At 37.6% G+C, this 21,049-nt stretch carries 21 protein-coding genes, 14 tRNA genes and 2 rRNA genes; 1 reads left to right on the top strand and 36 read right to left on the bottom strand.

The features are described from left to right. From JOD18_RS14330 to JOD18_RS14285, 10 genes are all read right to left on the bottom strand, one after another. On the bottom strand, window positions 1-381 hold the full coding sequence (locus tag JOD18_RS14330; protein WP_204669786.1) for a hypothetical protein: 381 nt from the start codon (window positions 379-381) through the stop codon (window positions 1-3). Beyond that, window positions 378-1,403 (bottom strand): ABC transporter ATP-binding protein, encoded by a 1,026-nt coding sequence (locus JOD18_RS14325; RefSeq protein ID WP_204669784.1) that lies wholly within the window; start codon window positions 1,401-1,403, stop codon window positions 378-380. Before JOD18_RS14325 ends, JOD18_RS14330 begins: the two co-directional genes overlap by 4 nt. After that, the gene (locus tag JOD18_RS14320) at window positions 1,404-2,462 is read right to left on the bottom strand and encodes an ABC transporter ATP-binding protein (protein ID WP_204669782.1); all 1,059 of its coding nucleotides are present in this window, start codon (window positions 2,460-2,462) and stop codon (window positions 1,404-1,406) included. A gap of 14 nt (window positions 2,463-2,476) precedes the next feature. Next, window positions 2,477-3,625, bottom strand: coding sequence for an ABC transporter permease (locus JOD18_RS14315; RefSeq protein WP_204669780.1), 1,149 nt, complete (start codon window positions 3,623-3,625; stop codon window positions 2,477-2,479). Continuing rightward, window positions 3,622-4,620 carry an ABC transporter permease gene (locus JOD18_RS14310; RefSeq protein WP_204669778.1) on the bottom strand — a complete coding sequence of 333 codons (999 nt, stop codon included), beginning with the start codon at window positions 4,618-4,620 and terminating at the stop codon, window positions 3,622-3,624. The genes JOD18_RS14315 and JOD18_RS14310 overlap by 4 nt, the downstream gene beginning before the upstream one ends. Window positions 4,621-4,754: 134 nt before the next feature. Next, window positions 4,755-6,704: an ABC transporter substrate-binding protein gene (locus JOD18_RS14305; RefSeq protein WP_204669777.1), complete on the bottom strand. Its 1,950-nt coding sequence runs from the start codon at window positions 6,702-6,704 to the stop codon at window positions 4,755-4,757. 256 nt (window positions 6,705-6,960) lie between these two features. Continuing rightward, window positions 6,961-7,878 (bottom strand): AraC family transcriptional regulator, encoded by a 918-nt coding sequence (locus tag JOD18_RS14300; protein WP_204669775.1) that lies wholly within the window; start codon window positions 7,876-7,878, stop codon window positions 6,961-6,963. 785 nt (window positions 7,879-8,663) lie between these two features. Next, on the bottom strand, window positions 8,664-9,425 hold the full coding sequence (locus JOD18_RS14295) for a class I SAM-dependent methyltransferase (RefSeq protein WP_204669772.1): 762 nt from the start codon (window positions 9,423-9,425) through the stop codon (window positions 8,664-8,666). Window positions 9,426-9,520: 95 nt separating this feature from the next. Beyond that, the gene (locus JOD18_RS14290; RefSeq protein WP_204669770.1) at window positions 9,521-9,961 is read right to left on the bottom strand and encodes an NUDIX hydrolase; all 441 of its coding nucleotides are present in this window, start codon (window positions 9,959-9,961) and stop codon (window positions 9,521-9,523) included. Between the two features lie 11 nt (window positions 9,962-9,972). Next, window positions 9,973-10,566, bottom strand: a complete 594-nt coding sequence (locus JOD18_RS14285; protein ID WP_204669768.1) for a histidine phosphatase family protein — start codon at window positions 10,564-10,566, stop codon at window positions 9,973-9,975. 177 nt (window positions 10,567-10,743) lie between these two features. Between JOD18_RS14285 and JOD18_RS14280 the strand changes: the two genes are divergently transcribed. After that, window positions 10,744-11,310: a GNAT family N-acetyltransferase gene (locus JOD18_RS14280; RefSeq protein ID WP_204669766.1), complete on the top strand. Its 567-nt coding sequence runs from the start codon at window positions 10,744-10,746 to the stop codon at window positions 11,308-11,310. A 354-nt stretch (window positions 11,311-11,664) separates the two neighbouring features. Here JOD18_RS14280 and JOD18_RS14275 read toward each other — a convergent pair whose 3' ends face one another. The 26 genes from JOD18_RS14275 to JOD18_RS14155 all read right to left on the bottom strand — a co-directional run. Continuing rightward, window positions 11,665-11,955: a hypothetical protein gene (locus tag JOD18_RS14275; protein ID WP_204669764.1), complete on the bottom strand. Its 291-nt coding sequence runs from the start codon at window positions 11,953-11,955 to the stop codon at window positions 11,665-11,667. 151 nt (window positions 11,956-12,106) lie between these two features. After that, on the bottom strand, window positions 12,107-12,616 hold the full coding sequence (locus JOD18_RS14270) for an NUDIX hydrolase (RefSeq protein ID WP_204669762.1): 510 nt from the start codon (window positions 12,614-12,616) through the stop codon (window positions 12,107-12,109). 104 nt (window positions 12,617-12,720) lie between these two features. Continuing rightward, on the bottom strand, window positions 12,721-13,209 hold the full coding sequence (locus JOD18_RS14265; protein ID WP_204669760.1) for an NUDIX hydrolase: 489 nt from the start codon (window positions 13,207-13,209) through the stop codon (window positions 12,721-12,723). A 219-nt stretch (window positions 13,210-13,428) separates the two neighbouring features. Continuing rightward, window positions 13,429-14,427, bottom strand: a complete 999-nt coding sequence (locus tag JOD18_RS14260; protein ID WP_204669758.1) for a phosphotransferase enzyme family protein — start codon at window positions 14,425-14,427, stop codon at window positions 13,429-13,431. Window positions 14,428-14,533: 106 nt separating this feature from the next. Continuing rightward, the gene (locus JOD18_RS14255) at window positions 14,534-15,607 is read right to left on the bottom strand and encodes a phosphotransferase (protein WP_204669870.1); all 1,074 of its coding nucleotides are present in this window, start codon (window positions 15,605-15,607) and stop codon (window positions 14,534-14,536) included. 699 nt (window positions 15,608-16,306) lie between these two features. After that, entirely contained in the window at window positions 16,307-17,176 is an 870-nt protein-coding gene (locus JOD18_RS14250) for a serine/threonine-protein kinase (protein ID WP_204669756.1), read from the bottom strand. Window positions 17,177-17,439: 263 nt separating this feature from the next. Next, a complete protein-coding gene (locus JOD18_RS24310) occupies window positions 17,440-17,607 on the bottom strand; it encodes a hypothetical protein (RefSeq protein WP_239588141.1) in 168 nt (55 codons plus the stop codon). A gap of 9 nt (window positions 17,608-17,616) precedes the next feature. Then, the gene (locus JOD18_RS14245; protein ID WP_239588140.1) at window positions 17,617-17,964 is read right to left on the bottom strand and encodes a nucleotidyltransferase domain-containing protein; all 348 of its coding nucleotides are present in this window, start codon (window positions 17,962-17,964) and stop codon (window positions 17,617-17,619) included. 389 nt (window positions 17,965-18,353) lie between these two features. Beyond that, window positions 18,354-18,713: a type II toxin-antitoxin system PemK/MazF family toxin gene (locus JOD18_RS14240; protein ID WP_204669754.1), complete on the bottom strand. Its 360-nt coding sequence runs from the start codon at window positions 18,711-18,713 to the stop codon at window positions 18,354-18,356. Continuing rightward, a complete protein-coding gene (locus JOD18_RS14235) occupies window positions 18,713-18,979 on the bottom strand; it encodes an AbrB/MazE/SpoVT family DNA-binding domain-containing protein (protein ID WP_204669752.1) in 267 nt (88 codons plus the stop codon). Before JOD18_RS14235 ends, JOD18_RS14240 begins: the two co-directional genes overlap by 1 nt. Before the next feature lie 292 nt (window positions 18,980-19,271). Next, a tRNA-Leu gene (locus tag JOD18_RS14230) sits at window positions 19,272-19,354 on the bottom strand. Between the two features lie 10 nt (window positions 19,355-19,364). Continuing rightward, window positions 19,365-19,438, bottom strand: a tRNA-Cys gene (locus JOD18_RS14225). A gap of 33 nt (window positions 19,439-19,471) precedes the next feature. Further along, window positions 19,472-19,543 (bottom strand) — tRNA-Gly (locus tag JOD18_RS14220). Window positions 19,544-19,549: 6 nt separating this feature from the next. Further along, a tRNA-Gln gene (locus JOD18_RS14215) sits at window positions 19,550-19,624 on the bottom strand. 10 nt (window positions 19,625-19,634) lie between these two features. Beyond that, window positions 19,635-19,710, bottom strand: a tRNA-His gene (locus tag JOD18_RS14210). 11 nt (window positions 19,711-19,721) lie between these two features. Beyond that, window positions 19,722-19,792: transfer RNA gene (locus JOD18_RS14205), tRNA-Trp, on the bottom strand. A 14-nt stretch (window positions 19,793-19,806) separates the two neighbouring features. Further along, window positions 19,807-19,892, bottom strand: a tRNA-Tyr gene (locus JOD18_RS14200). Window positions 19,893-19,929: 37 nt separating this feature from the next. After that, window positions 19,930-20,005 (bottom strand) — tRNA-Phe (locus JOD18_RS14195). A gap of 34 nt (window positions 20,006-20,039) precedes the next feature. Next, window positions 20,040-20,116 (bottom strand) — tRNA-Asp (locus JOD18_RS14190). Window positions 20,117-20,119: 3 nt separating this feature from the next. Beyond that, window positions 20,120-20,196: transfer RNA gene (locus JOD18_RS14185), tRNA-Met, on the bottom strand. A 38-nt stretch (window positions 20,197-20,234) separates the two neighbouring features. After that, window positions 20,235-20,310, bottom strand: a tRNA-Val gene (locus JOD18_RS14180). Window positions 20,311-20,398: 88 nt separating this feature from the next. Further along, window positions 20,399-20,473, bottom strand: a tRNA-Glu gene (locus tag JOD18_RS14175). A gap of 14 nt (window positions 20,474-20,487) precedes the next feature. Next, a tRNA-Ser gene (locus JOD18_RS14170) sits at window positions 20,488-20,579 on the bottom strand. A gap of 2 nt (window positions 20,580-20,581) precedes the next feature. Beyond that, window positions 20,582-20,656 (bottom strand) — tRNA-Asn (locus JOD18_RS14165). 17 nt (window positions 20,657-20,673) lie between these two features. Continuing rightward, a 5S ribosomal RNA gene (gene rrf / locus JOD18_RS14160) occupies window positions 20,674-20,787 on the bottom strand. A gap of 121 nt (window positions 20,788-20,908) precedes the next feature. Next, window positions 20,909-21,049, bottom strand: a 23S ribosomal RNA gene (locus tag JOD18_RS14155); the annotation flags it as partial.

Genomic DNA, 21,049 nt, shown 5'->3' with positions numbered 1-21,049 from the left:
TTATACCTTTACATCCCATTGTGAATAAACATTCTGCAGGTCGCTTAAAATCGTTTTTCTCGTGCGCTCATTTTCGATTAATCTGGATTTCTCTACATACTCTTCTAACTTTTTCAGCTTCTTCACATATTGTTTGTTTGCCTTTTGCTGGATGGCTAGAATTTTTTCTTCATCAGCCTGTTTTGTACGCAGTTTTTTCATTTTGCTATCAAACTTATTCGACCATTTGTTTGGAACTTTTCCGGTGTGTATAATCTGATCCAGACAGTTATGTTTTTCAATAATATATTTTCTCACAATGAAATTCATAAACCATATTCCAAACACCATTGTTAATAATAAAAATAAAGCGAATACCAACAGGATAAGCAGAAGATTCATTGTACTTTAACTCCTTTAAGATCTAGGTCTTTGGCCATATGGCAGGCAACAAAATGGCCTGCTTCAATCTCCTTAAAATCAGGCGCTTGCTGCTTACAAATATCTTGTGCATACAGACAGCGCGGGTGAAAATAGCAGCCTGAAGGCGGATTGGCCGGGTTAGCCACTTCTCCTTTTAGGATAATTCTTTCCCGCTTCTGTTTAGGGATTGGTACTGGTTTAGCTGATAATAAGGCCTCTGTGTACGGATGCTTCGGGCTGCTGAATAACTTATCTGTTGCTGCCACTTCCACCATTTTACCGACATACATTACCCCAACCCGATCAGATATATGCTGAATAACGCCCAAATCATGCGAGATAAACAAATAGCTTAAATTTAATTTTTGCTGTAAAGATTGCAATAAATTAATAATCTGAGCCTGAATCGATACATCTAAAGCAGATACTGCTTCATCACATACAAGAAATTTAGGATCGGTAGCTAAGGCTCGGGCAATCCCAATCCGTTGTCTCTGCCCGCCGCTGAATGCATGGGGATATCTTTCCAAATGCTTTCTATTTAAACCAACTAGATCCATTAAATCACCGACACGTCTTTTTAGTTCTTCTCCTTTGGCAATCCCATTACAAATCAATGGCTCACCAATAATATTTAATACGGTCATCCTCGGATTTAAAGAAGAGTACGGATCTTGGAAAATTAATTGCATATCTCTTCTTATATCCCGTAATTGTTTGTTATCTAAATCCCTGACCTCTACTGCTTCCTCTTTGCGGTTAACAAATGTAATCGATCCATCACTCGGCTCTATTGCCCGCAAGATACTTTTTCCCAGTGTCGATTTCCCACAGCCTGATTCGCCGACCAAACCAAAAGTTTCCCCTTGTTCTATAAAAAAAGAGACATCATCCACCGCTTTTACCTGTCCGATGGTTCTTTTTAAAAAGCCTTTTTTGATCGGAAAATATTTCTTCATAGCCTGAACTTCTAATACAGCATTATGATGTTGCAATATCATTCACCCCCTGTTTTCTATTTCATCAAGCCGAACACATCTTACATAATGATTATCGTTTACTTTTGTAAATGGTATATCATCGACGTTACATACACCATTTACCGCATATTTACACCTGGAATAAAATCCGCATCCTTTAGGTAAGTTCATCGGGATTGGCACCGTCCCTTTGATCGAGTCGAGCTCTCCCTTTGTGTGAGCAACGGACGGAATCGATTTTAATAAAGCTTGGGTATATGGGTGAAGGGCGCCATAAAATAAGGTTTCTACATCTGTATACTCAATTACCTTGCCTAAATACATAACCGCCACTTCATCTGACATTTCGGCAATAACACCTAGATCATGGGTAATAAAAATAACAGAAGTGTCCAGTGTTTCTTTGAGATGGTTGATCAAGTCCAGCACTTGCGCTTGAACAGTAACATCAAGGGCGGTTGTTGGCTCATCCGCTATTAAAATAGCTGGATTACAGCATAACGCCATCGCAATCATAGCCCGCTGCCTCATTCCGCCAGATAATTCATGAGGGTATTGGTCAAAACGCTGCTCAGGATTGGACATTCCTACCTTAATCAGAAAATCAATTGCAATTCTTTTTGCTTCTTCCTGATCGACCTCACTGTGAATTAAAATAGCTTCTGTTATTTGATTTCCGATCGTATGAATCGATGAGAAGGCCTTCATTGGTTCTTGGAAAATCATCGAAATCTCAGCTCCGCGAATATCCCTTATTTTCTCACCGGTCGGATTTAATTTTCCTATATCTATCCATTCTTCCTTTCCTTTTCTGCTCCGTTTTAATTTTATTTCACCCTCCACTTTTCCCGGCGGGTCAACAATTTGTAAAATCGACTTAGTTGCTACACTCTTTCCACTCCCACTTTCTCCTACAATACCCAGTGTTTTTCCTCGTTTTATCGTTAAATCGACACCATCTACCGCTTTCAGGATTCCTTCATCTAAATGAAAATATGTTTTTAAATCATGAATTTCTAATATTGTTTGATCATCCTCTTTAGTGTCAGGTGCATGTACTGTCTGTGTATTCTCCTCCATTAGCAAAACCTCCTTTATTTATAAGGATCAGCAGCATCCCGAAGCCCGTCACCAATAAAATTAAACATTAAAACGGTTACAACGATAAACACCGCCGGCCATAATAACCATGGATGATGGGCCAGATTCTCCAGTTTCTGCGCTTCTTGCAAGAGTACCCCCCAGCTAACTACAGGTGACTGCAGTCCCAACCCTAAGAAACTTAGCGATGTTTCCCCTAAAATCGTTACAGGTATCGATATGGTGACATTGATAATAATGTAACTTGCAAAAGAAGGTAATAAATGTTTGGAAATAATCCTCATATTGCTGGCCCCGGCCAACCTTGCCGCCATAGTAAAGTCTTCTTCCCTTAACGAGAGTAATTTCCCCCGCACCACACGAGCAAGACCTGTCCAGCCTACAATCGAGAAGATGAGCACCATCCCAAAATATATTTTTAACGGAGACCAGCTTTGTGGTAAGGCTGCGGCAAGCGCCATCCATAATGGTATCGCAGGTATACAAAGTAAGAGGTCAATCAAACGCTGAATAACCGTATCAACTGCTCCGCCAAAATAGCCCGAAATACCGCCCAAGATAAGCCCAAATATAACGGTAAATACGATACCAATTAAGGCAAATGAAATCGATATTCGCGATCCGTAGAATGTCCTGCTTAATAAATCCCGTCCGAGTGAATCCGTTCCTGTAAGGAAGAACGGAGCCCCTGCATCCTTTACACCAATAAAATGAGTTTTCATTTCAAATAATCCCCACATTTTATAGGGCTTCCCCTCTACAAAAAAGTGGATCGGATACTTTTGTGAAGTATCTTCCACAAATGTCCGCTGAAACGTCTCTGAATCGATCTCTTGTGTCATCCCATAAACAAAGGGACGGAAGCTGAAGTTCCCCTCTGCATCAACGAAATGAATTTTGGTAGGCGGGGCATATTTATAATCCGTAAACCGTTCTAACGGAAGGTGCGGGCTTAGGAATTCCGCAAAGACGATAATGATGAATAACATAAGCAGGATGGGAGCAGATATGAGTGCTAGTTTATGTTTTCTGAACTTCCACCACATCAGTTTCCATTGGGAAGCTACTTCTACCGATTTCTCTTCTTCTTTCATTTCATCTAACGGCATTGGCTCCATTTCTTTTCCTAATTCTACACTCATTCTTCCACACCTCCAAACCGAATCCGCGGATCCACCCACGCTAATAAAATATCAGAAAGTAACGTACCAATAACCGTTAATATACTTAGAATCAGAATAAAACTGCCTGCCAAATACATATCTTGTGTTCGAAAAGCATCTAACAATACAGGCCCAGTTGTTGGTAAGTTAAGTACGATCGAGACAATAGCTTCTCCGGAAATAATCGTCGGCAGTGTCCAGCCAATCGTACTAATTAATGGATTAACAGCAACGCGGACAGGATATTTAAATAATAGTTTCTTCTCAGCCACCCCTTTAGCACGTGCAGTTACAACGTACTGTTTCGACAATTCATCAAGCAGCATCCCCCGCATGGTACGAATTAGCCCAGCCGTTCCAGCCGTTGCAATAATAAGAACTGGCACCCAGATTCTCTGCAGCAGATCCAATACTTTGGCGAAGCTCCATGGCGCATCGGCATACTCTGGCGAAAATAATCCTGTAATAGCAATACCTGTTGTATCAAACACAAAATAGACAATGACTAAAGCGATCAGAAAGTTCGGAACCGCTAAGCCAATAAAACCAATAAAGCTGAAAATATAATCTAAGACAGAGTATTGACGGACTGCCGAATAAATACCAATTGGAATTGCGATTAGCCATGTAACGATAAGTGTAAAAATCGAAATCACCATTGTTAAGACAAGCCGCTCGCCAATTACCTTGGATACAGGTTCATTCCATGAAAAGGAACGGCCAAAATCACCATGTAACAGGATATTTTTCATCCAAATAAAATATTGCTGATACATCGGTTTATCTAATCCGTATTGTCTTTCAAGTGCTACAATGGCAGATTCAGATACCTTCGTTCCGGATAACTCTAACTGATTAATATAGGTAGTCAAATAATCCCCAGGTGGTAACTGGATAATAACAAATGCAATAATGCTAATCGCAATTAACAATGGAATTAATTGTAACAGCCTGTGACCGATATAATGAATCATACTTTACCTCCCTTGGCTCATACTCTTTAAGATTGCACAGGCAGCAAAGTTGTTATTTGCTGCCTATGAATGGTTATGATGTTATCTTGGTGCTAATCCATCCAAGATAAGTCCCCTTGGATGCAACTTTCAGCTTATTTTTTATAGAACCATTGTTCCCCGCTAAAGTTAACCCCTATTGCCATTGCATCAGCGGTAACATTTCCAAGTTCTGCATTTAGCACAACTGGTTGTTTCACATTTTCAATATGAATAAACTGCCAAACGTTATCATTCATATTTTGTTTCAGTTCTTCCACCGCTTGGAGTGCTTCATCTACAGTACTTACATTTACCCGGTTTAGAATTTGGTAGAATTCCTTTACATCCTCAGGTGGTTCTTCGCCTTTTTCACCATTACTGTTCCACCATTCATTCCACAATTTGCCCCAACGAGCTTGGCCGAAATCATTCATATACCAGGCAACGGTATGTGTCCACATAATACTTGCCTGTAATTGATTAGCCGCATCACGTTCACTCCATAGAGCCTGATCCAGTGTTTTTGTGGTTGCATGAATACCAACCTCACCTAAATATTCCACCAACAGTTCTGCTAATGGCTGAAAATCCGGCGCGAATGGTGCAATTTCAAACGGAACCGTGAATCGTTTGCCATCTGGCCCTAATCGATAGCCGTCTGAACCCCTTTCCATTCCCATTTCATCTAGTAATTGATTGGCCTTATCCACATCAAATGTGCTGTCCACCCATGTGGATGGTTCTGCAAAACCGTAGTAAATCGAATCAATAATCTCTTCTCGGTTAATGGCATGATTTACGGCTTGTCTGAATCGCTTATCTTGAACAACTTCACGCCATACATCATCTTCATAGGTCAAGTTAAAAAAGATATCTGATGGGGTTAAATGCATATCCGCTGTATGTGCGATATAACCGCCTTTTTCTTCATTTTCTTTATACAATGGCATTTTAGGCAAGGCTGAATTTTCTCGGGACAGGTCGATCTCACCAGCAATAACTTTTAAACCGATCATTTCCGAATCTTGCACTATATTACTTCTCACTTCATCAATATAAGGCAATTGATTTCCAGCCGCATCCACTTTAAAATAATATGGATTGCGTTCAAATAGATAGTAGGTATCACTAATTTCCTTGGTCATCCATGGATTAAGAACAGGAAACCCTTGTGACTTAGGCTGATTAAACTCCCGCTCAGTAATATCATAGTCACCGAATAAACTGACCCATTGATCCTCGTCATAGCCTTCTTCGTCAAGCATGGCTTGTAGTTCATCCGGATCTGCATACTCCTTGTGATATTCTTTTAAATAATGTGCTGGCTTTAATAAATCAGCGTAACCACGCCAATTAGTGATCGCTAATTGCATAGGAAAGCCTCCATACGGCTCGCTAAAGGTCATTTTAAATGTCCAATCATCGATAACTTCAAATTCAAATGGATCCTTTGAAGCATCACCAGCTGACTTTAGCCAAGTCGGAACGATTGGGGTAATTTCTTCATTAAAGATAACGTCCTCAATCGCAAATCGAAAATCCTCCATTGTAACTGGTTCGCCATCTGACCAATGCAGGCCTTCACGCAAATAGAAAGTAAATTCCTTTTGATCGTCACTCATTTCGAAATCTTCCAAGATATTCGGTGTGATCTCTTCTCCTAAAATCCCAGGTGTATTGAGCAGCGGTTCATTATTCACTACAAAGAAGTCAGCATCCCAATCTACTTGTGCTGTAACCGTATTTAATGTACCTCCATATTGTCCAATTTCATAATCTAATACGTCTTCAGGCATTTCATTGGTTAGTTTTGGTACATTGGGCAATCTTTCTGTGACAGCTGGCAAATCTAGTTCATCAAACATTGGTGCTTGATGAAATTCTGTAATTTCTGATACATCGGTTATTTTACTGCCTTCACCTTGAGAGTCATTCGAATCCCCGCCTTCTGACTGACTATTTTCGGTGCCATCACCCGCTGCTTCTTCATTGTTAGAGCAAGCGGTCATCATTATTGCGACTAAAAAAGACAGCATAAAAATTAGCAACATGGATTTTTTCATTGGTTCGCCCCCTATTTTCAAGTGTGAAACATGCTTTTTAAATAATCCTTCAACCAATTGACCTTTCCGCTTTTAATTAAGCGCTTACATAAAATGTTTACTTCTTTACCTTTGTATCGTTGTCATAAATTATTGAGCTGATCCTCCTTCCGAAAAAAAGATGCAAGACTCTATCATAGTATATGGTGACCATTGCTGTGAAATCATAGTCTGGCAGGACAACTATACATGGTCTATCAGGCTTGCTTTGGGCACTTTATCTGTCCATGCTGCCATTGTTTCGTTTATAATTCCCTGGCGAACACCCTACCTTTCTCCGAAATAAGTGACTAAAAAATGCCGGATCATCATAGCCAATTTTCATGGCAACATTAATTACCTTTTCATCCGAATGTTTAAGATAATATTTAGCCTTATCAATTCTAATCTGATGAATCATTTCCGTTATCGTTAGTCCCGTATATTCCTTATAGACGCGATTTAAGTGCCTCACACTGATATTAAACACATTTGCTAACACGGATGTAGATATTTTTTCATTATAATGCTGCAGTAAATATTGGTTGATGTCTTTGATCAGTAATTTCATCTCATTATCTCTTGCATTAGAAGATGATTTCTTAGTAAAACTTGTATGCTGCTCCTGGTTGGAAATACGTGATAACAAGACAAGTATTTCCAGCAGTCGCAGCCTTATAATCGTTAAGGATCCAGATGTTTTTGTATTCAGCTCCTCTTTCATAATTTGCAGAATTTCCTTGATTCGATTGGAATCTGGTTTTGGCAGTTTAATCAGCGGATCTAGCCTTTTTTCTACGTTTAATAGCGGCTGTGTAACATAGTTATTAATCGAACGAGACAAGTCAAATTCCACAATACAGGTGTCACGGATTAATTCCGGCAAAAAGAGGCAATTTATAATCGCTAATTCATTAGAAGGCGGGATCGAGAATGTATGTCGCTCCCCTGGATAAATAATAAACATATCGCCAGCGCCTAAATAATCACTGTCTTGATCTTCAAACGTATGCTTGGCAAAGCCATCTACAACATAGACCAACTCAATGAACTCATGACTATGAACTGGCGGTATATTATTTGAATCATGTGTCAACTCTTCAATCCAAATCGGATATGCCAAATCTTTAATATAATCCTCTTTACAAATAATCAACGCAATCACTCTCCGTATTTTTAAATTTGGTAGTAATTGTTGTAAAATGATAGCTTAAAGGCTGCAATATAGAAGAAAAATTTAGTTATTTTGATCCGATAGTTATTTCTATGTATATGTATGTGGAATTTTGAAATATACTATTTTTTATTCTATAGGAAGTTTTCATTAAAGAGTTATGTTTAAAGAGCAGCAGTATCACACATTATAGAAAGATTTATTTTTGCACAGCACATTCTAGTTATTTTATTTAGTAAAGAGGCGCGGTTAGTACATTTGTCCTGACTCTCCCATCTCAATTATCTTTAAATAAAGCGGTTACATAATAGAATTTTTTTTACCTTTTCAGCAAATATGTACGGAACAGGACATGCAGAATAATCGTTACTTGCGTATCACACCCCTTTTCCAAAGTAGTATGTTCAAATCATAAACTACTTAATTTATTAAATCATTGCCTATTACGCCAACGCAATCTGTTCTATTCGGCCATCTCTTTGTTCATTTATATACCGCCTGAGTTTTGTAAAACAATCATAAAAAAATCCCCTAACCATTAAAGTTTAGGAGATCAAAAAAACAATGTATGCATATTTACTTTTTCTCTTCATACTTCATTATTGTCATAACAAAAAACCATTTGGAAAGTAAACATTTTTTAGTCATATTTGGATTTTTAATGCCATATGGTCATCTCATGAACATAAAATACCTTTCGTCCCTGAAGAAGGTTTCAGCTCACTATCTGTAAAGGACATATACATGACAGATTAACCCTATTCTTTTTACATTTTTCTCGATATACAAAACATTTCTGCAAAGTCATTCACAATTGTTTTGTCAGGATTAATTTTAACTTCATCTCTCATTTTCTCCAAGCCTTCCTGATAATCTTGATCACTTATTAGCGTTAATATTGATATCTCTCTATTCTCTGCATATTCTAGATAATCAGATACTTTAACTTTTTCTAAACGATATTCCATCCGCAGATTTACTTCAAACCCTCTGCTCGAAAGCTCGTTGAAGATAACTTCTTTTTCCCAAAACCTTTTTAAATCGTCTTCATAAGCGGTTGGAAAATAATGATATACCCACCAATTTTTCATGTTATGTATAGCAATATTATGCATCCTGTACACCCCGTTTTGACGTAACACACGATAAACTTCGTCAAGAACAGCTCCTTTATTTAAAAAATGGTGAAAAGCGTAGTTATTTGAGATATAATCAAAACTTTCATTCTCGCAGGGGAGATTTTCAGCAAGATCGCATAATAAGGTGACATGTTCCAGTTTTTCTTTTGCTTTACTTAGCATTTCTTCCGAGGCATCAAGCCCATACCAATTGATATCAAACTTATCAAAATTCTTTATTTGATTTTCAAGATAAATGCCTATACCACACGCCAAATCTAAAACTTGATATGTTGATTGAGGGTTGTGATCTATATATGTCTTTAAATCATCATCAAATTTGACTTCATCGAATCTATATTGATTTTTCTCATATTTGTGAGCAATTTTGGCATAATCAGTAGTTTTCATATATGTGCCTCCTGATTGCGAAATAATAGATTTTTTATAGACTCATTTATTGTGCTTCAACTACAACAATTACTTTCCACAAAAAAATTGGGCTTTCATCCCTTATCTATAACATTACCTCGCAGAATATATGGTATAGAAATATTCGTTTTTACATAACCGTTCAATTTTTCAGGTATATACATATACGTCTCTGCTTCATCGATTTCCATCCATTTTATTTCCTCAATTTCATCCGGAAATAGAATTTCAATCTTTCCACCAACAATCTTACCTGTGAATGTAAAGAATAGAGCATGGTGTCCTCTTTCCTCAAAGAAAGCCTCACTTACAGTGGATAAACCACCAATCTCAATATCAACTCCTGTTTCCTCTTTCACTTCCCGGATAGCAGCCTCTTCAAGAGTTTCACCTGCTTCTACGGCACCTCCAGGTAACGTATAATAAGACGAATTAGCACCTTTGTTTTTTACCATCAACACTTTTTCGTGTTGTTCATCAAATAGTAGTACATATGCAACATCTACTCTCTTCATCGGTGTCACTCCTAGATAGAATGTAAGTGAGAAGTATCATTTAGAAAGTGTATAAGCCTCTCTCCCTCTTTCATTTCAATAAGATGTATTCCCGTATCACTTGTTTTAAACCAAAATTCTTTAGTAACTGGATTTTTTAAGAAGATCTGGAGGATATGATTAATAACACCACCATGTGCAACAATTGCAATTCTGTTATTTTGAATGGAAGAAGTAACTATTTTTGAAAAAACAGATTCTATTCTCATTCTAAATTCAATAAATGATTCGCCTTCTGGGAACCTTTCATGCAAATGTTGAGGAAAGGACAGTTTAGCTGCTTCTTCAAAGGAAACACCCGCAAATACTCCATTATTGTGCTCCATCAAATCGCCTTCATAATTCACTGTACAATCCATCATTTCAACTAGGTATGATGTGGTCTCCTTGGCTCTCTTTAGCGTACTTGACCATATTACTTCAGGAGGAAATGCTTGATTTACTCTGCTAGCCAGCCTCCTTGCCTGCTTATTACCTAATTCTGTTAAGGAAAAATCAGCTCTGCCTTCATGAACATTTAAGATATCGGCTTCCGACTCCCCATGCCTTATCAATAAAATCTCCATTTTATTCCTCCTAGAATTTCTCATCTAAAAATATTCGTTCAAATGGGTAATTTCACAAAGTTAAAACCTTGAATCAATTAAATCAAGATTTATTATTTCCTGCAAAGCAACTTGTAAATTATAACAAATATGTGTATAATCATATTAATTTTTACGTAAAAATGAGGAGGTGCAGCAATGAGTGAAAATCCATTTGTTCCATTACCAACGCTAGAATCGGAACGACTGATTTTAAGAAAAATGGAAAGAACAGATCTGCAAGATATTCATAACTACGCCTCTGACTTAAAGTTATCCAAATACCTAACGTGGGAAACACATCGAACACTTGCGGATACAGAAAGTTTTATAGAGCACATACTGACTCAATACAAACATACAGACAAAGGACCTTGGGTAATTGTGTGGAAGGAAAATACTCGCGTTATTGGAACAATCAATCTAGGACGGAATCAAAAGCATTACTCTGCAGAACTCGCTTTTGCTATTTCTAGGAACTATTGGCGAAAAGGAATAGGAACAGAAGCAGTTCAACAGTTGTTACTTTTTGGATTTGAAAAGTTGGAGCTGGAACGAATTTATGCAAGATGCCATCCAGAAAATATAGCTTCTTATAAGTTAATGGAGAAATCAGGGATGACCTATGAAGGAACTTTAAGAAAATCTATGCGAAGAAAAGGAAAACAAGAAGATGTAAAAGTATATTCTATCTTGAAAGATGAATTTAAGAATCAGAATATGTAGTAAGGCATTGAAAAACTATGGTTACACTCCAAAAATACAAAGCGTCTGTATAACAATATCCTCAGCATTTCTGTTTCTATGGGATTCTTAAAAATCTGTTGTATCAATACCAGCAAACTACGTAGTTATTTTTGTCGTAATTCAAAAGAGCGTTTAAGTATTGATGATTGACATCACACTAAAAACTCTAGACGGAATAAGTTCTTTGTTGTCACTTATAAAATTTGTACAATGTAAATTCAAAAAGTCTGCGACAAAACTCGATCAGATCAAAATAGTTGCTTCTCTGTTGAATTTGAAAAGCAACTATTTTTATTTATGGGTTGTAGCTGCGTCCCATCTGTAAATCATGATTTAAGATCTTCTGTTGATTTGAACCCAAGAATCAAAAGCGTTTTTTGGAGGAGGCTGGTAATCATATTCCAATTGGATGTTTGCAGTATCAATTATTGTTGTCGCTTCTTCAAAAACAATATCTGGTGTTTTACCAGCAATATCTATCAAAAATTCATTCTTTAATAGCGGACGGTTATTAATTTTCTGAGTAGCTCTCGTCAGTGTCTCTATATCTATCAGACCTGGCAGATCACGATGCAGCATCTGCTGTCGATTCTGTTCAAAATCTGACGACACCAACCTTAACAAGATAAAATTATATCCCTTGAAAATACTAGGTATCTCCTAGAACCTGAGTTGCACTCATTTTTTTATAATACCTCCTTTGTAAAAATCTACAATTGGCTCTATGCCAAGATAGTAGACACTGGAAATGATACATTATATATATCTTTTCTATCTAGTTATCCTCTATACTATCTACTGCTTGTTGTTCTTTGAACCATCTCAAGTAGTATAATATCCCAGATTTATCAACCCAGCTGAAATCTATCTCTTGATTATCTAAAGAAGATATAAGTTCATTTACTGAGATCCACATAATATTATCAGTTTCATCGCCTTGATGAAGCAAAGTGCCTTGAGCTTCACAGCGAAAATACGCACCTAAGGAATCTACTGGACCATCAACCGTTTGGTAAATAGCAAATGGTTTCAAGATTTCCACGTTAGAATTATGATCATTTGTTTCCATTCTTGTTTCTGCCCCATAGATTTTATTAACACGAAGACCGGTTTCCTCAAAAACCTCTCTCTTTAGCGCTGATACATATGATTCAAATGGATTGATCCTGCCCCCTGGTAATTCGAAAGGTTTTTGGTCTTCATTAGATTTAACTCTTCTTTGTATGACAATTTCAGTACCAGCCGCTGATTCTCTCTCTATTATGGCTCTTACATTAACATGCATATCATTCACCCTTTTTATTATTTGATACCTGCCATAAAAATATTATTTCCTACCGAGGCAACTACCTCTTGCGATATTTTCTGGAATTAGTCCCTAAAATCAAATTAACTCCCTGTATCATTATCCGTTTCACTCCAGATCAAATTTTCATCCACCATGTAGCTTGGCTGTTTTGTTTTCAACCATTCAGCTAACGGTTTCAACACATTTGAATTTTTGATAAAATGGCTGAGCTCATTTACTGGAACCCATTTTATTTGTACAATCTCATCATCAGGATCATTAATCTGAGGTGCAGCTTTACAATCAACCTCCACTTTAAATACTGTAACCAAGCTATGGGCAGCATTTTCACGAATGAAACTTTCATGGATATATGCTAATTTCATGCTTTGCACATCCAGGCCCACTTCTTCATTTACCTCTCTGGAAAGTGCCTTTTCCAGTGTTTCATTTTGCTCAATTACTCCGCCTGGGAGACTCCAAGTATAGTCTGCAGATTCTTCTTTATTCTGTACTAAAAGAATATGGTCTCCTGATAAGATAATAGCTGAAACTATCCTATATAAAGTAAACTCTTCTATATTTGTCATGTTTACTACCTTCTTTATTTTGTTAGGATTTAGTAATGAAGCTTTCTCCATTTTACCAAAGATAACTTACCTCTTTCGCATTAATATAAATTGTTTTGTTTTACAATCTGAGGATAATTTCTTTTAACAAATACGCTTATTATTTTCAAACTGTCCTTCTTAAACATACCAAGCTACTCTATTTCTGGAATGATTAGGGCTTGTAATTTCTACGACTTCCTACAAATTTACTTTTTGCATATCGATTATAGGTAATGAATGTTCCATATTTCTGCGGGCTTTTTCAAGAAACGTTTGAGACCAACTATCTAAGGAGGCAAGATTTCCATTTCTGTATAATGATGAATACAATATAACTTGTCTTAATTCAAGGAATAGTGGTAACTGCTCTAATAACTTTCTATCTAACGTATTTTCTTTATCATACCCTTCAAAAAAGTAAGTCAGATAACGACGAGCAAATGTGATTTCATTCTCATTTTGAAAAGGTACAACAACTCCATAAAACAAATTTACAGCTATATCCTGCATAAACCATCCATATTGGCATTCATCAAAATCAAACAGAGTAATCGTGCCGTCTTTTTGAATAAAATAGTTACCAAACAAGAGATCACCATGTATAAGTCCATAGGCCGCTTGATCTTTCGGCAATTCGTCCAGCCTCTCCATTAACTGATCCAAGTATGATAAGACACGTTCCTGTGATTGCGGAATATGGTCAGTAAACTTTTTCAGATATTCGTTCTCGTTCCAAGTAAAACGACGTGTCTTCTCACTTGTTGACAGATAATTTTTAGTTAGGGAATGCAGTCTTCCAGTAACTATACCTAAATACTTAAAGTCTTCTTCCTGCGAGATAGTATCTTGCAGCGGTGCTCCTAAAGCTTTCTCAAACGCTACCATAAAAAAGCAGTCATTTGTATCACTTACATACGTTTCAATTAAATTTCCTTTATCAGAATAGATCGGGGTAGATACATGTAAATCATTCTTCGAAAGGTAGTTAATCCAATCTAGTTCCCCTTGAATTAAATTTTGACTTCGATGGGAGGCATGAGTGATCCGAAGTATATATTCACGTCCCTCGCGTAAATACCCATAGACTAAATTTTGATGTTTGCCAAGTAAATGCAGCTCCTCGAACTGTACCCCATATCTCGAGGCAGCTTCTGCTATTACCTTTTTTGTAAATCTAGCTAACAAAGATTTTTCCATACTCTATCTCCCCGCATAGTAAGACTCCATAAATATAAGAAAGCTCACCTTAGACAGCCTGTTTATTATTAATAACTGTCTGCTTAAGGAGAGCCTGTTCATAAGACTAAATATCTCGCATTTCATACTCAAAAGGTTCTTCACATGAGAAAATGTCGTGAAAAAACCCCATATATGGAATATTGTCCTCGATACATTTTATCAAATACGACAGTTCTTCATCACACTCCAGCTCTTCATCATGGTTCCTTACATACTCAAATTCATCCACTATATTTTCCATCAAGGTAACTTGGATAAATAAAGGTAATTTCTCCAGCATAGAATCTTCTATTTTGGCTTCGGATTGATATCCTTCTAGGGCTGTTTTAAAATAATCATCCATAAACTTTTTACGTTTGCTCGCATCTGGTTCACCTGCGATCCAGCCTGTTCCGCTTCTCCACAAATCTGCCAAGTCATATAGATACCAGCCGAAGCAGGAATTATCGAAATCATAAACTGTAATTTGCCCTGTATCAAAATCGATCATGTAATTCCCATCATTGTAATCAAAATGGATCATACCGAAAGATTCAGAACTTCTGTCCAATTCTTCTAAGGTTTTAAGGAGTTCTGCCAGCTTTTCCTTGAGCAAAGATAAGGCATCTGGAATCAGCTGATCGATATATTCAACATTGAATTTATCAAAAAAATCATACCGACGATGAACAGGCTGATAGTCTTTCGATAATTGGTGCAATTTTCCCAAAGTTTTACCACAGTTATAGTAGTATTCGGTAATCAGAACCCCTTCTCGATACTGATAATTATTTTCTGCCAGCTTTTTTCCTCGTGCCTTTTCAAATAGACAAACAAAAAAGGTGTGATCATCGTGAGTGATCTCTTCCAGCAGCTTCCCCTTCTTAGAGTTGACTACATCCGAAACATTCCCGCCACGCTCAAATAAATACCGGATATATTCCAATTCACCCAGCAATTCTTCCCGGCTTCTGTCAGGTAAAAAGGCAATTCGAATGATTTTTGCATCCGCACCCTCTTTCTCACCATTATAAACGACATTCCGGCCTCCTTCTTGTGTGTCAATCAGACTGATTTCATAGCCTTCCAGCCCGTACAATTCTGATATTAATGGCAATAAATTTACCTTCCCGATATGAACAACCTCTTTATAAGTCATCATATTACTATCTCCCTTAGCTGCCAAAGTAATTGATTATTCTCCATTCTCTTTAAGAGAATTTTATTAGAAATCCAGGAAAGCGTTTGTAAGTTTTATAGTATTTACTCAAATTATTAATTAGAATCATATCCATTTTATGTACTCCTAAAATTGATTTGCTGTTTAAAGCCGGCTATATACGGGTCTTATTATTATGACCTGCCAAACGGAAAGCCCTTTCAAAAAATAATATCTATAGTGTTATCGATAACACTAGCTGTAATTAAAACAACTAAAATAGCAAGGACTCACAGGCTTATTTTTTCCTTTAAAGTTACAAATAAGGAATTATTCTCTTTATATAGTAACCTTCATTTTATACAAAGTCAATCTCTATAGGGCGTCTAACAAGGAGTTAACAGTGTATGGACAAGGAATTTTGACCCTGTGAATCAACTGTGCAGTACCATTCATAAAGTGATATATACGACAAACACATAATTGAAGACCGATAACAAAAAAAGAAGCATTCCTAAATGTAAGAATGCTCTGTTAAAAGTATTATTTTATGGATCAGAAAGCCTGAATCTAAACTGGGAATAGGCATGAGCCAATCTTTTCTTCACGCTGAGTTAGAAGATAGCGTGTTAGAGTACTCAATATGAATGGGACTACACACTTTATTTGACAAATCCCTTGCCAATATTATAAATTTTATTATTTTAATGCAGCCCTCCAGGCCTCATAAAACTCTTTAACCGTTGAATAACGTTGATCTCTATCTTTTTGGACAGCTTTAATTGCTACTTCATACAGGGTTTTATCGGCTTCCCACTTTGAAATGGAATGAACCATCTCTCCGCCTAATAAGCCAAATGCTATCGAACCCATTGTAAATACATTTGTCTTTGAATCGATAGGGCTCCCTAGATTAAACTCCTCTGGCGACTTACTTCTTGCAGCACCCCAAAACTGGTCACCTATATCATTAATCGACGGAGATTTACGATAAAAATCTATATCACATATTTTTGTGAGATGATTTTTAAAATCGTACAAAATACTCCCATCATAAAAATCTACGGCAACAAACCCTTGAGACTCTGCATAAGTATGGAAGGAAAAAATTGTATCAAGCGTTTCTAAACGTTTTTCAATATCAAGATTTTTAAACCGGTAGAATGGTGAATCCGGATTAGTATACTTAGCCATCCCACCAAAAGACCAATGAGAATGCAAGCATTCCCCATCAAACCATTCAAATATTGCTGTATATCCATTGTTAATCGAAAAATGGTCAATCAAACTTATTAAATTTGGATGCTTTAGCGCTTTATAAACTGGTACCGCCTTAATCAATCGGTCTACGGCCTCTTTTGGATCACCAGAAAAATCCATTGGTTTAGCCCCCGCATATTTAACAAAGAACTTTTTATCGTTTTTCTCTACTCCGAAACTAATATTTCCTGAATCTTGTTGATCGAATACGCAAAAAACTTCGCCTAGATTTTTCAACCATAATAGATCATGTTCCTCTTGTAACTGAAAACTTACTTTATCAATTTCTATTGTGATTACATTTCCCAAACTTATATCCCCCTATTTAAAGGTTCACGTAGTTTACAGGGGTAATGATACGTTCACCCTTTTACTATAACCCCAACTGAGTCTCATTGTTATTTTCATAAAACAACGCCTCCTCTCATATCATTAAAGGAAATTATACCATTTTTCATTCATGTAATACATTGTATTCTGTAAAACTTTCTATACTTCAACAATGAAAGACAAACACTTTTGTGCAGCATCCACCTCCCATTTCTTTTAATCTATTTACAGACAAATTAAATTTACAATAAACTCTCATTAATTATTTGCTGTAAGAGTTTTTTGCTTTCTGCATTCTTTTCTCGAGGTATTCGGCCAATTTGTTCATAGACTTCTTTTTCTTCGATTAGTTGGGCGGGGTTCAGTACTTTAACTGCTATCCCTTTTAACATAAAAGCTTGCGAAAGCAAAGAGTCAGATCACCATATCCATTCGGGTAATCCATTCATCATTAGGTTTCCATCGTCTGAACGGATGATATAACTACATGTAATTTCTACATCTTTCTTGCGGAAATCAGACTGTCTATCACTAAACTCCTCTTTTACAAATGTCTGTTCATATCCAGCTTTTATCAGTTCAGCTTCTAAATATTTCCGATTATGTATCCAAGTAACTAAATCAATATCATCATGTTGGCGAGTAATCTTACCTAATAAAAAGTCAATTGCCCAACCTCCACGCAACCAGAAATCGATTCCGATTGTCTTTGAAATTGTACTAATTTCAGCCAACATCTTTAATTGCGAATCAGTTTGTTGTGTCATTTGAAACCTCCTTTTAACTTTTGTGACTATACGTAAGTATATTTTAATCCAACAGCTTGTCAATTAGTTTAAGATAATGCTTCAAAAACTGCTAATTATCCTACACATATTTTATAATTCAGCTTTTATGGTTGACCTGATTTATCATCATCCTAAACATCCCCTTACACTTTAGAGAGAGCTATTCTTAACAGTTTTGGCATTCTGTCTATAGTACAGGTGATCAAGATCAAACTCAGTCCTTGAATTGCTGATAAATTAACATCCTAATTTGCATTTGTACCAATTTGCACCTAGCAAGAGTTAAACAAAACCCCCTTGAAGATTCTTATTCTTCAGGGGGAATTTCTTAAAAATAGTCTATATCATCAAGCCATTATATGAAGTTCTCAAAAGCCACCATTACGCTCTTCATATTCTTCATAAATATACGTATGTATCACCTGAACAACCTTATTAACAAGGTCTTTCGGTGCTTTTCCTTTTACCTCTGCATTTCTTGTTTTCCAATCTAAATTTCTGATTTGGTCTGCAATAATAACACCTTCAATAGCGAGCCCATCTGGAACAGGTATATGAAAACCCCATCTTCTTTGTGTCCGACTGATTGGACACACGGATACATAACCAGTAACACGATTAAATTTTTCAGGTGATATAACAAGAGCAGGTCTTCTTCCAGCCTGCTCCGTTCCAGCTTGTGGATTAAAGTCTAAATAAATAAGGTCACCTCTAGCTGGTACTTGCATTATATTTCTTCCTTCCCGACTGTGTCACTAAATAACTCTTCTACTGGATTTTCTCCTTCGCATTGAGATAGAAGAGAATCCAATGTTGGTCTATCTGATACTTTTAGCATCATTCCATCTTGTGTGTCATAAATTTCCAATTCCGTCCCGTTTTCCACACCATATTTTTGAGCTAATTTAAATGGTATTCGAACACCGATACTGTTTCCCCACTTTTTTGCAGTAACAGTCATCATGTACACCCCTTTATGGTGATTTTTTCCCATTATATCACACCTTCATTGTTTTGTATATACTAGTTTATACAAAACAAACTGGAATGATACCTACTTTAGTGAATTATGAAAGAATTTTTCAAGACCATAGCATGTTATTTTTTACCTAGTTCGCTTTCTTAAAAAGGTTATCATAATTGTAAACATAGTGGTAGATTATTGTGGGTCAGATTTGTACTAAACAAAATTTTCTTAGAACAACAAAAAAACTCACAAACGCTGTTCCAGCAACGTTTATGAGTTCATTAGGCTACTTTTATCTTGACGTATCGTAACCTTGCAATACCTGAGGTGGGATTCGAACCCACAAGCCCAAAGGGCACGGCATTTTGAGTGCCGCGTGTATGCCAGTTCCACCACTCAGGCATAATAATATTGGAGGCGGTAACCGGATTTGAACCGGTGATAAAGGTTTTGCAGACCTCTGCCTTACCACTTGGCTATACCGCCTTGATAGTTTTTTAGTTAGATAAAATAAGATAAAGCGGAAGACGGGATTCGAACCCGCGACCCCCACCTTGGCAAGGTGATGTTCTACCACTGAACTACTTCCGCAATAAATGGCTGGGCTAGCTGGATTCGAACCAGCGCATGACGGTACCAAAAACCGTTGCCTTACCGCTTGGCTATAGCCCAATATGGATAATGGGGCGACCAGTGGGGATCGAACCCACGCATGCCGGAACCACAATCCGGTGCGTTAACCACTTCGCCATGATCGCCATAAACAAAACAGGGGTAGTAGGAATCGAACCCACATCAAAGGTTTTGGAGACCTTCGTTTTACCATTAAACTATACCCCTACGATAAATATAAATGGTGGAGGGAGTAGGACTCGAACCTACGAACCCGATGGGAGCGGATTTACAGTCCGCCGCGTTTGGCCAACTTCGCTATCCCTCCATATAGTAATAAACAGTGAATGGTTATAAATAAAAAGTGGTGGCTCGGGACGGAATCGAACCGCCGACACACGGATTTTCAGTCCGTTGCTCTACCGACTGAGCTACCGAGCCATGATTGAATGAATCTATTAGATATGTATGTAAGTGGCGGTCCGGACGGGACTCGAACCCGCGACCTCCTGCGTGACAGGCAGGCATTCTAACCAACTGAACTACCGGACCATTTGGTTGCGGGGGCAAGATTTGAACTTGCGACCTTCGGGTTATGAGCCCGACGAGCTACCAGACTGCTCCACCCCGCGACGATTAAAATTAGAAATGAAAGGTATTAAGTTTTAAATGGTGGAGGATGCAGGGCTCGAACCTGCGACCCCTTGCTTGTAAGGCAAGTGCTCTCCCAGCTGAGCTAATCCTCCGCCAAACAGGATGTGTTAGTGCATGTGTTGCGACAGGAAGTCGTGATCTTAACATGCCTTCCTTTTAGCATGCAATCCTAAATAATGATGGTGACCCGTACGGGATTCGAACCCGTGTTACCGCCGTGAAAGGGCGGTGTCTTAACCGCTTGACCAACGGGCCAATATATGAGAAAGTGGCGGAGAGCGAGGGATTCGAACCCTCGGTACAGTTTTTACCGCACACACGATTTCCAATCGTGCTCCTTCGACCACTCGGACAGCTCTCCATTGGCTCCACAGGTAGGATTCGAACCTACGACCGATCGGTTAACAGCCGATTGCTCTACCACTGAGCTACTGTGGAATGGATGAAATAAGTTTGCTTGGCAGCGTCCTACTCTCGCAGGGGTAAACCCAACTACCATGGGCGCTGAAGAGCTTAACTGCTGTGTTCGGCATGGGAACAGGTGTGACCTCTTCGCTATTGCTACCAAACCTTACTATATTTTTTCAGTGACAAGGAATATTATACTATGTATTTCAAAAAAAGCAAGTACTTTTTTGATATACTTTCAAAACTAGATAAGAACTATAGACAAGGTCAAACAAAAAGTGTATAGATAAGTCCTCGATCGATTAGTATTCGTCAGCTGCACATGTCGCCATGCTTCCACCCCGAACCTATCTACCTCATCGTCTCTGAGGGATCTTACTCTATCGAATAGATGGGAAGTCTCATCTTGAGGGGGGCTTCATG

It is taken from the genome of Gracilibacillus alcaliphilus (assembly GCF_016909015.1).
Taxonomy (GTDB): Bacteria; Bacillota; Bacilli; order Bacillales; family Amphibacillaceae; genus Gracilibacillus; species Gracilibacillus alcaliphilus.
This window is presented reverse-complemented; position numbering and strand designations above follow the sequence as displayed.

What these genes read in the sequence shown, in the direction of transcription:
- JOD18_RS14315 (WP_204669780.1), bottom strand. Translation starts at nt 3,625, where the DNA reads ATGAGTGTAGAATTAGGAAAAGAAATGGAGCCAATGCCGTTAGATGAA.
- JOD18_RS14280 (WP_204669766.1), top strand. Translation starts at nt 10,744, where the DNA reads ATGAGTGAAAATCCATTTGTTCCATTACCAACGCTAGAATCGGAACGA.
- JOD18_RS14290 (WP_204669770.1), bottom strand. Translation starts at nt 9,961, where the DNA reads ATGAAGAGAGTAGATGTTGCATATGTACTACTATTTGATGAACAACAC.
- JOD18_RS14285 (WP_204669768.1), bottom strand. Translation starts at nt 10,566, where the DNA reads ATGGAGATTTTATTGATAAGGCATGGGGAGTCGGAAGCCGATATCTTA.
- JOD18_RS14240 (WP_204669754.1), bottom strand. Translation starts at nt 18,713, where the DNA reads ATGCAAGTACCAGCTAGAGGTGACCTTATTTATTTAGACTTTAATCCA.
- JOD18_RS14330 (WP_204669786.1), bottom strand. Translation starts at nt 381, where the DNA reads ATGAATCTTCTGCTTATCCTGTTGGTATTCGCTTTATTTTTATTATTA.
- JOD18_RS14270 (WP_204669762.1), bottom strand. Translation starts at nt 12,616, where the DNA reads ATGCATGTTAATGTAAGAGCCATAATAGAGAGAGAATCAGCGGCTGGT.
- JOD18_RS14255 (WP_204669870.1), bottom strand. Translation starts at nt 15,607, where the DNA reads ATGACTTATAAAGAGGTTGTTCATATCGGGAAGGTAAATTTATTGCCA.
- JOD18_RS14320 (WP_204669782.1), bottom strand. Translation starts at nt 2,462, where the DNA reads ATGGAGGAGAATACACAGACAGTACATGCACCTGACACTAAAGAGGAT.
- JOD18_RS14260 (WP_204669758.1), bottom strand. Translation starts at nt 14,427, where the DNA reads ATGGAAAAATCTTTGTTAGCTAGATTTACAAAAAAGGTAATAGCAGAA.
- JOD18_RS14310 (WP_204669778.1), bottom strand. Translation starts at nt 4,620, where the DNA reads ATGATTCATTATATCGGTCACAGGCTGTTACAATTAATTCCATTGTTA.
- JOD18_RS14325 (WP_204669784.1), bottom strand. Translation starts at nt 1,403, where the DNA reads ATGATATTGCAACATCATAATGCTGTATTAGAAGTTCAGGCTATGAAG.
- JOD18_RS14245 (WP_239588140.1), bottom strand. Translation starts at nt 17,964, where the DNA reads ATGACACAACAAACTGATTCGCAATTAAAGATGTTGGCTGAAATTAGT.
- JOD18_RS14265 (WP_204669760.1), bottom strand. Translation starts at nt 13,209, where the DNA reads ATGACAAATATAGAAGAGTTTACTTTATATAGGATAGTTTCAGCTATT.
- JOD18_RS14295 (WP_204669772.1), bottom strand. Translation starts at nt 9,425, where the DNA reads ATGAAAACTACTGATTATGCCAAAATTGCTCACAAATATGAGAAAAAT.
- JOD18_RS14305 (WP_204669777.1), bottom strand. Translation starts at nt 6,704, where the DNA reads ATGAAAAAATCCATGTTGCTAATTTTTATGCTGTCTTTTTTAGTCGCA.
- JOD18_RS14235 (WP_204669752.1), bottom strand. Translation starts at nt 18,979, where the DNA reads ATGGGAAAAAATCACCATAAAGGGGTGTACATGATGACTGTTACTGCA.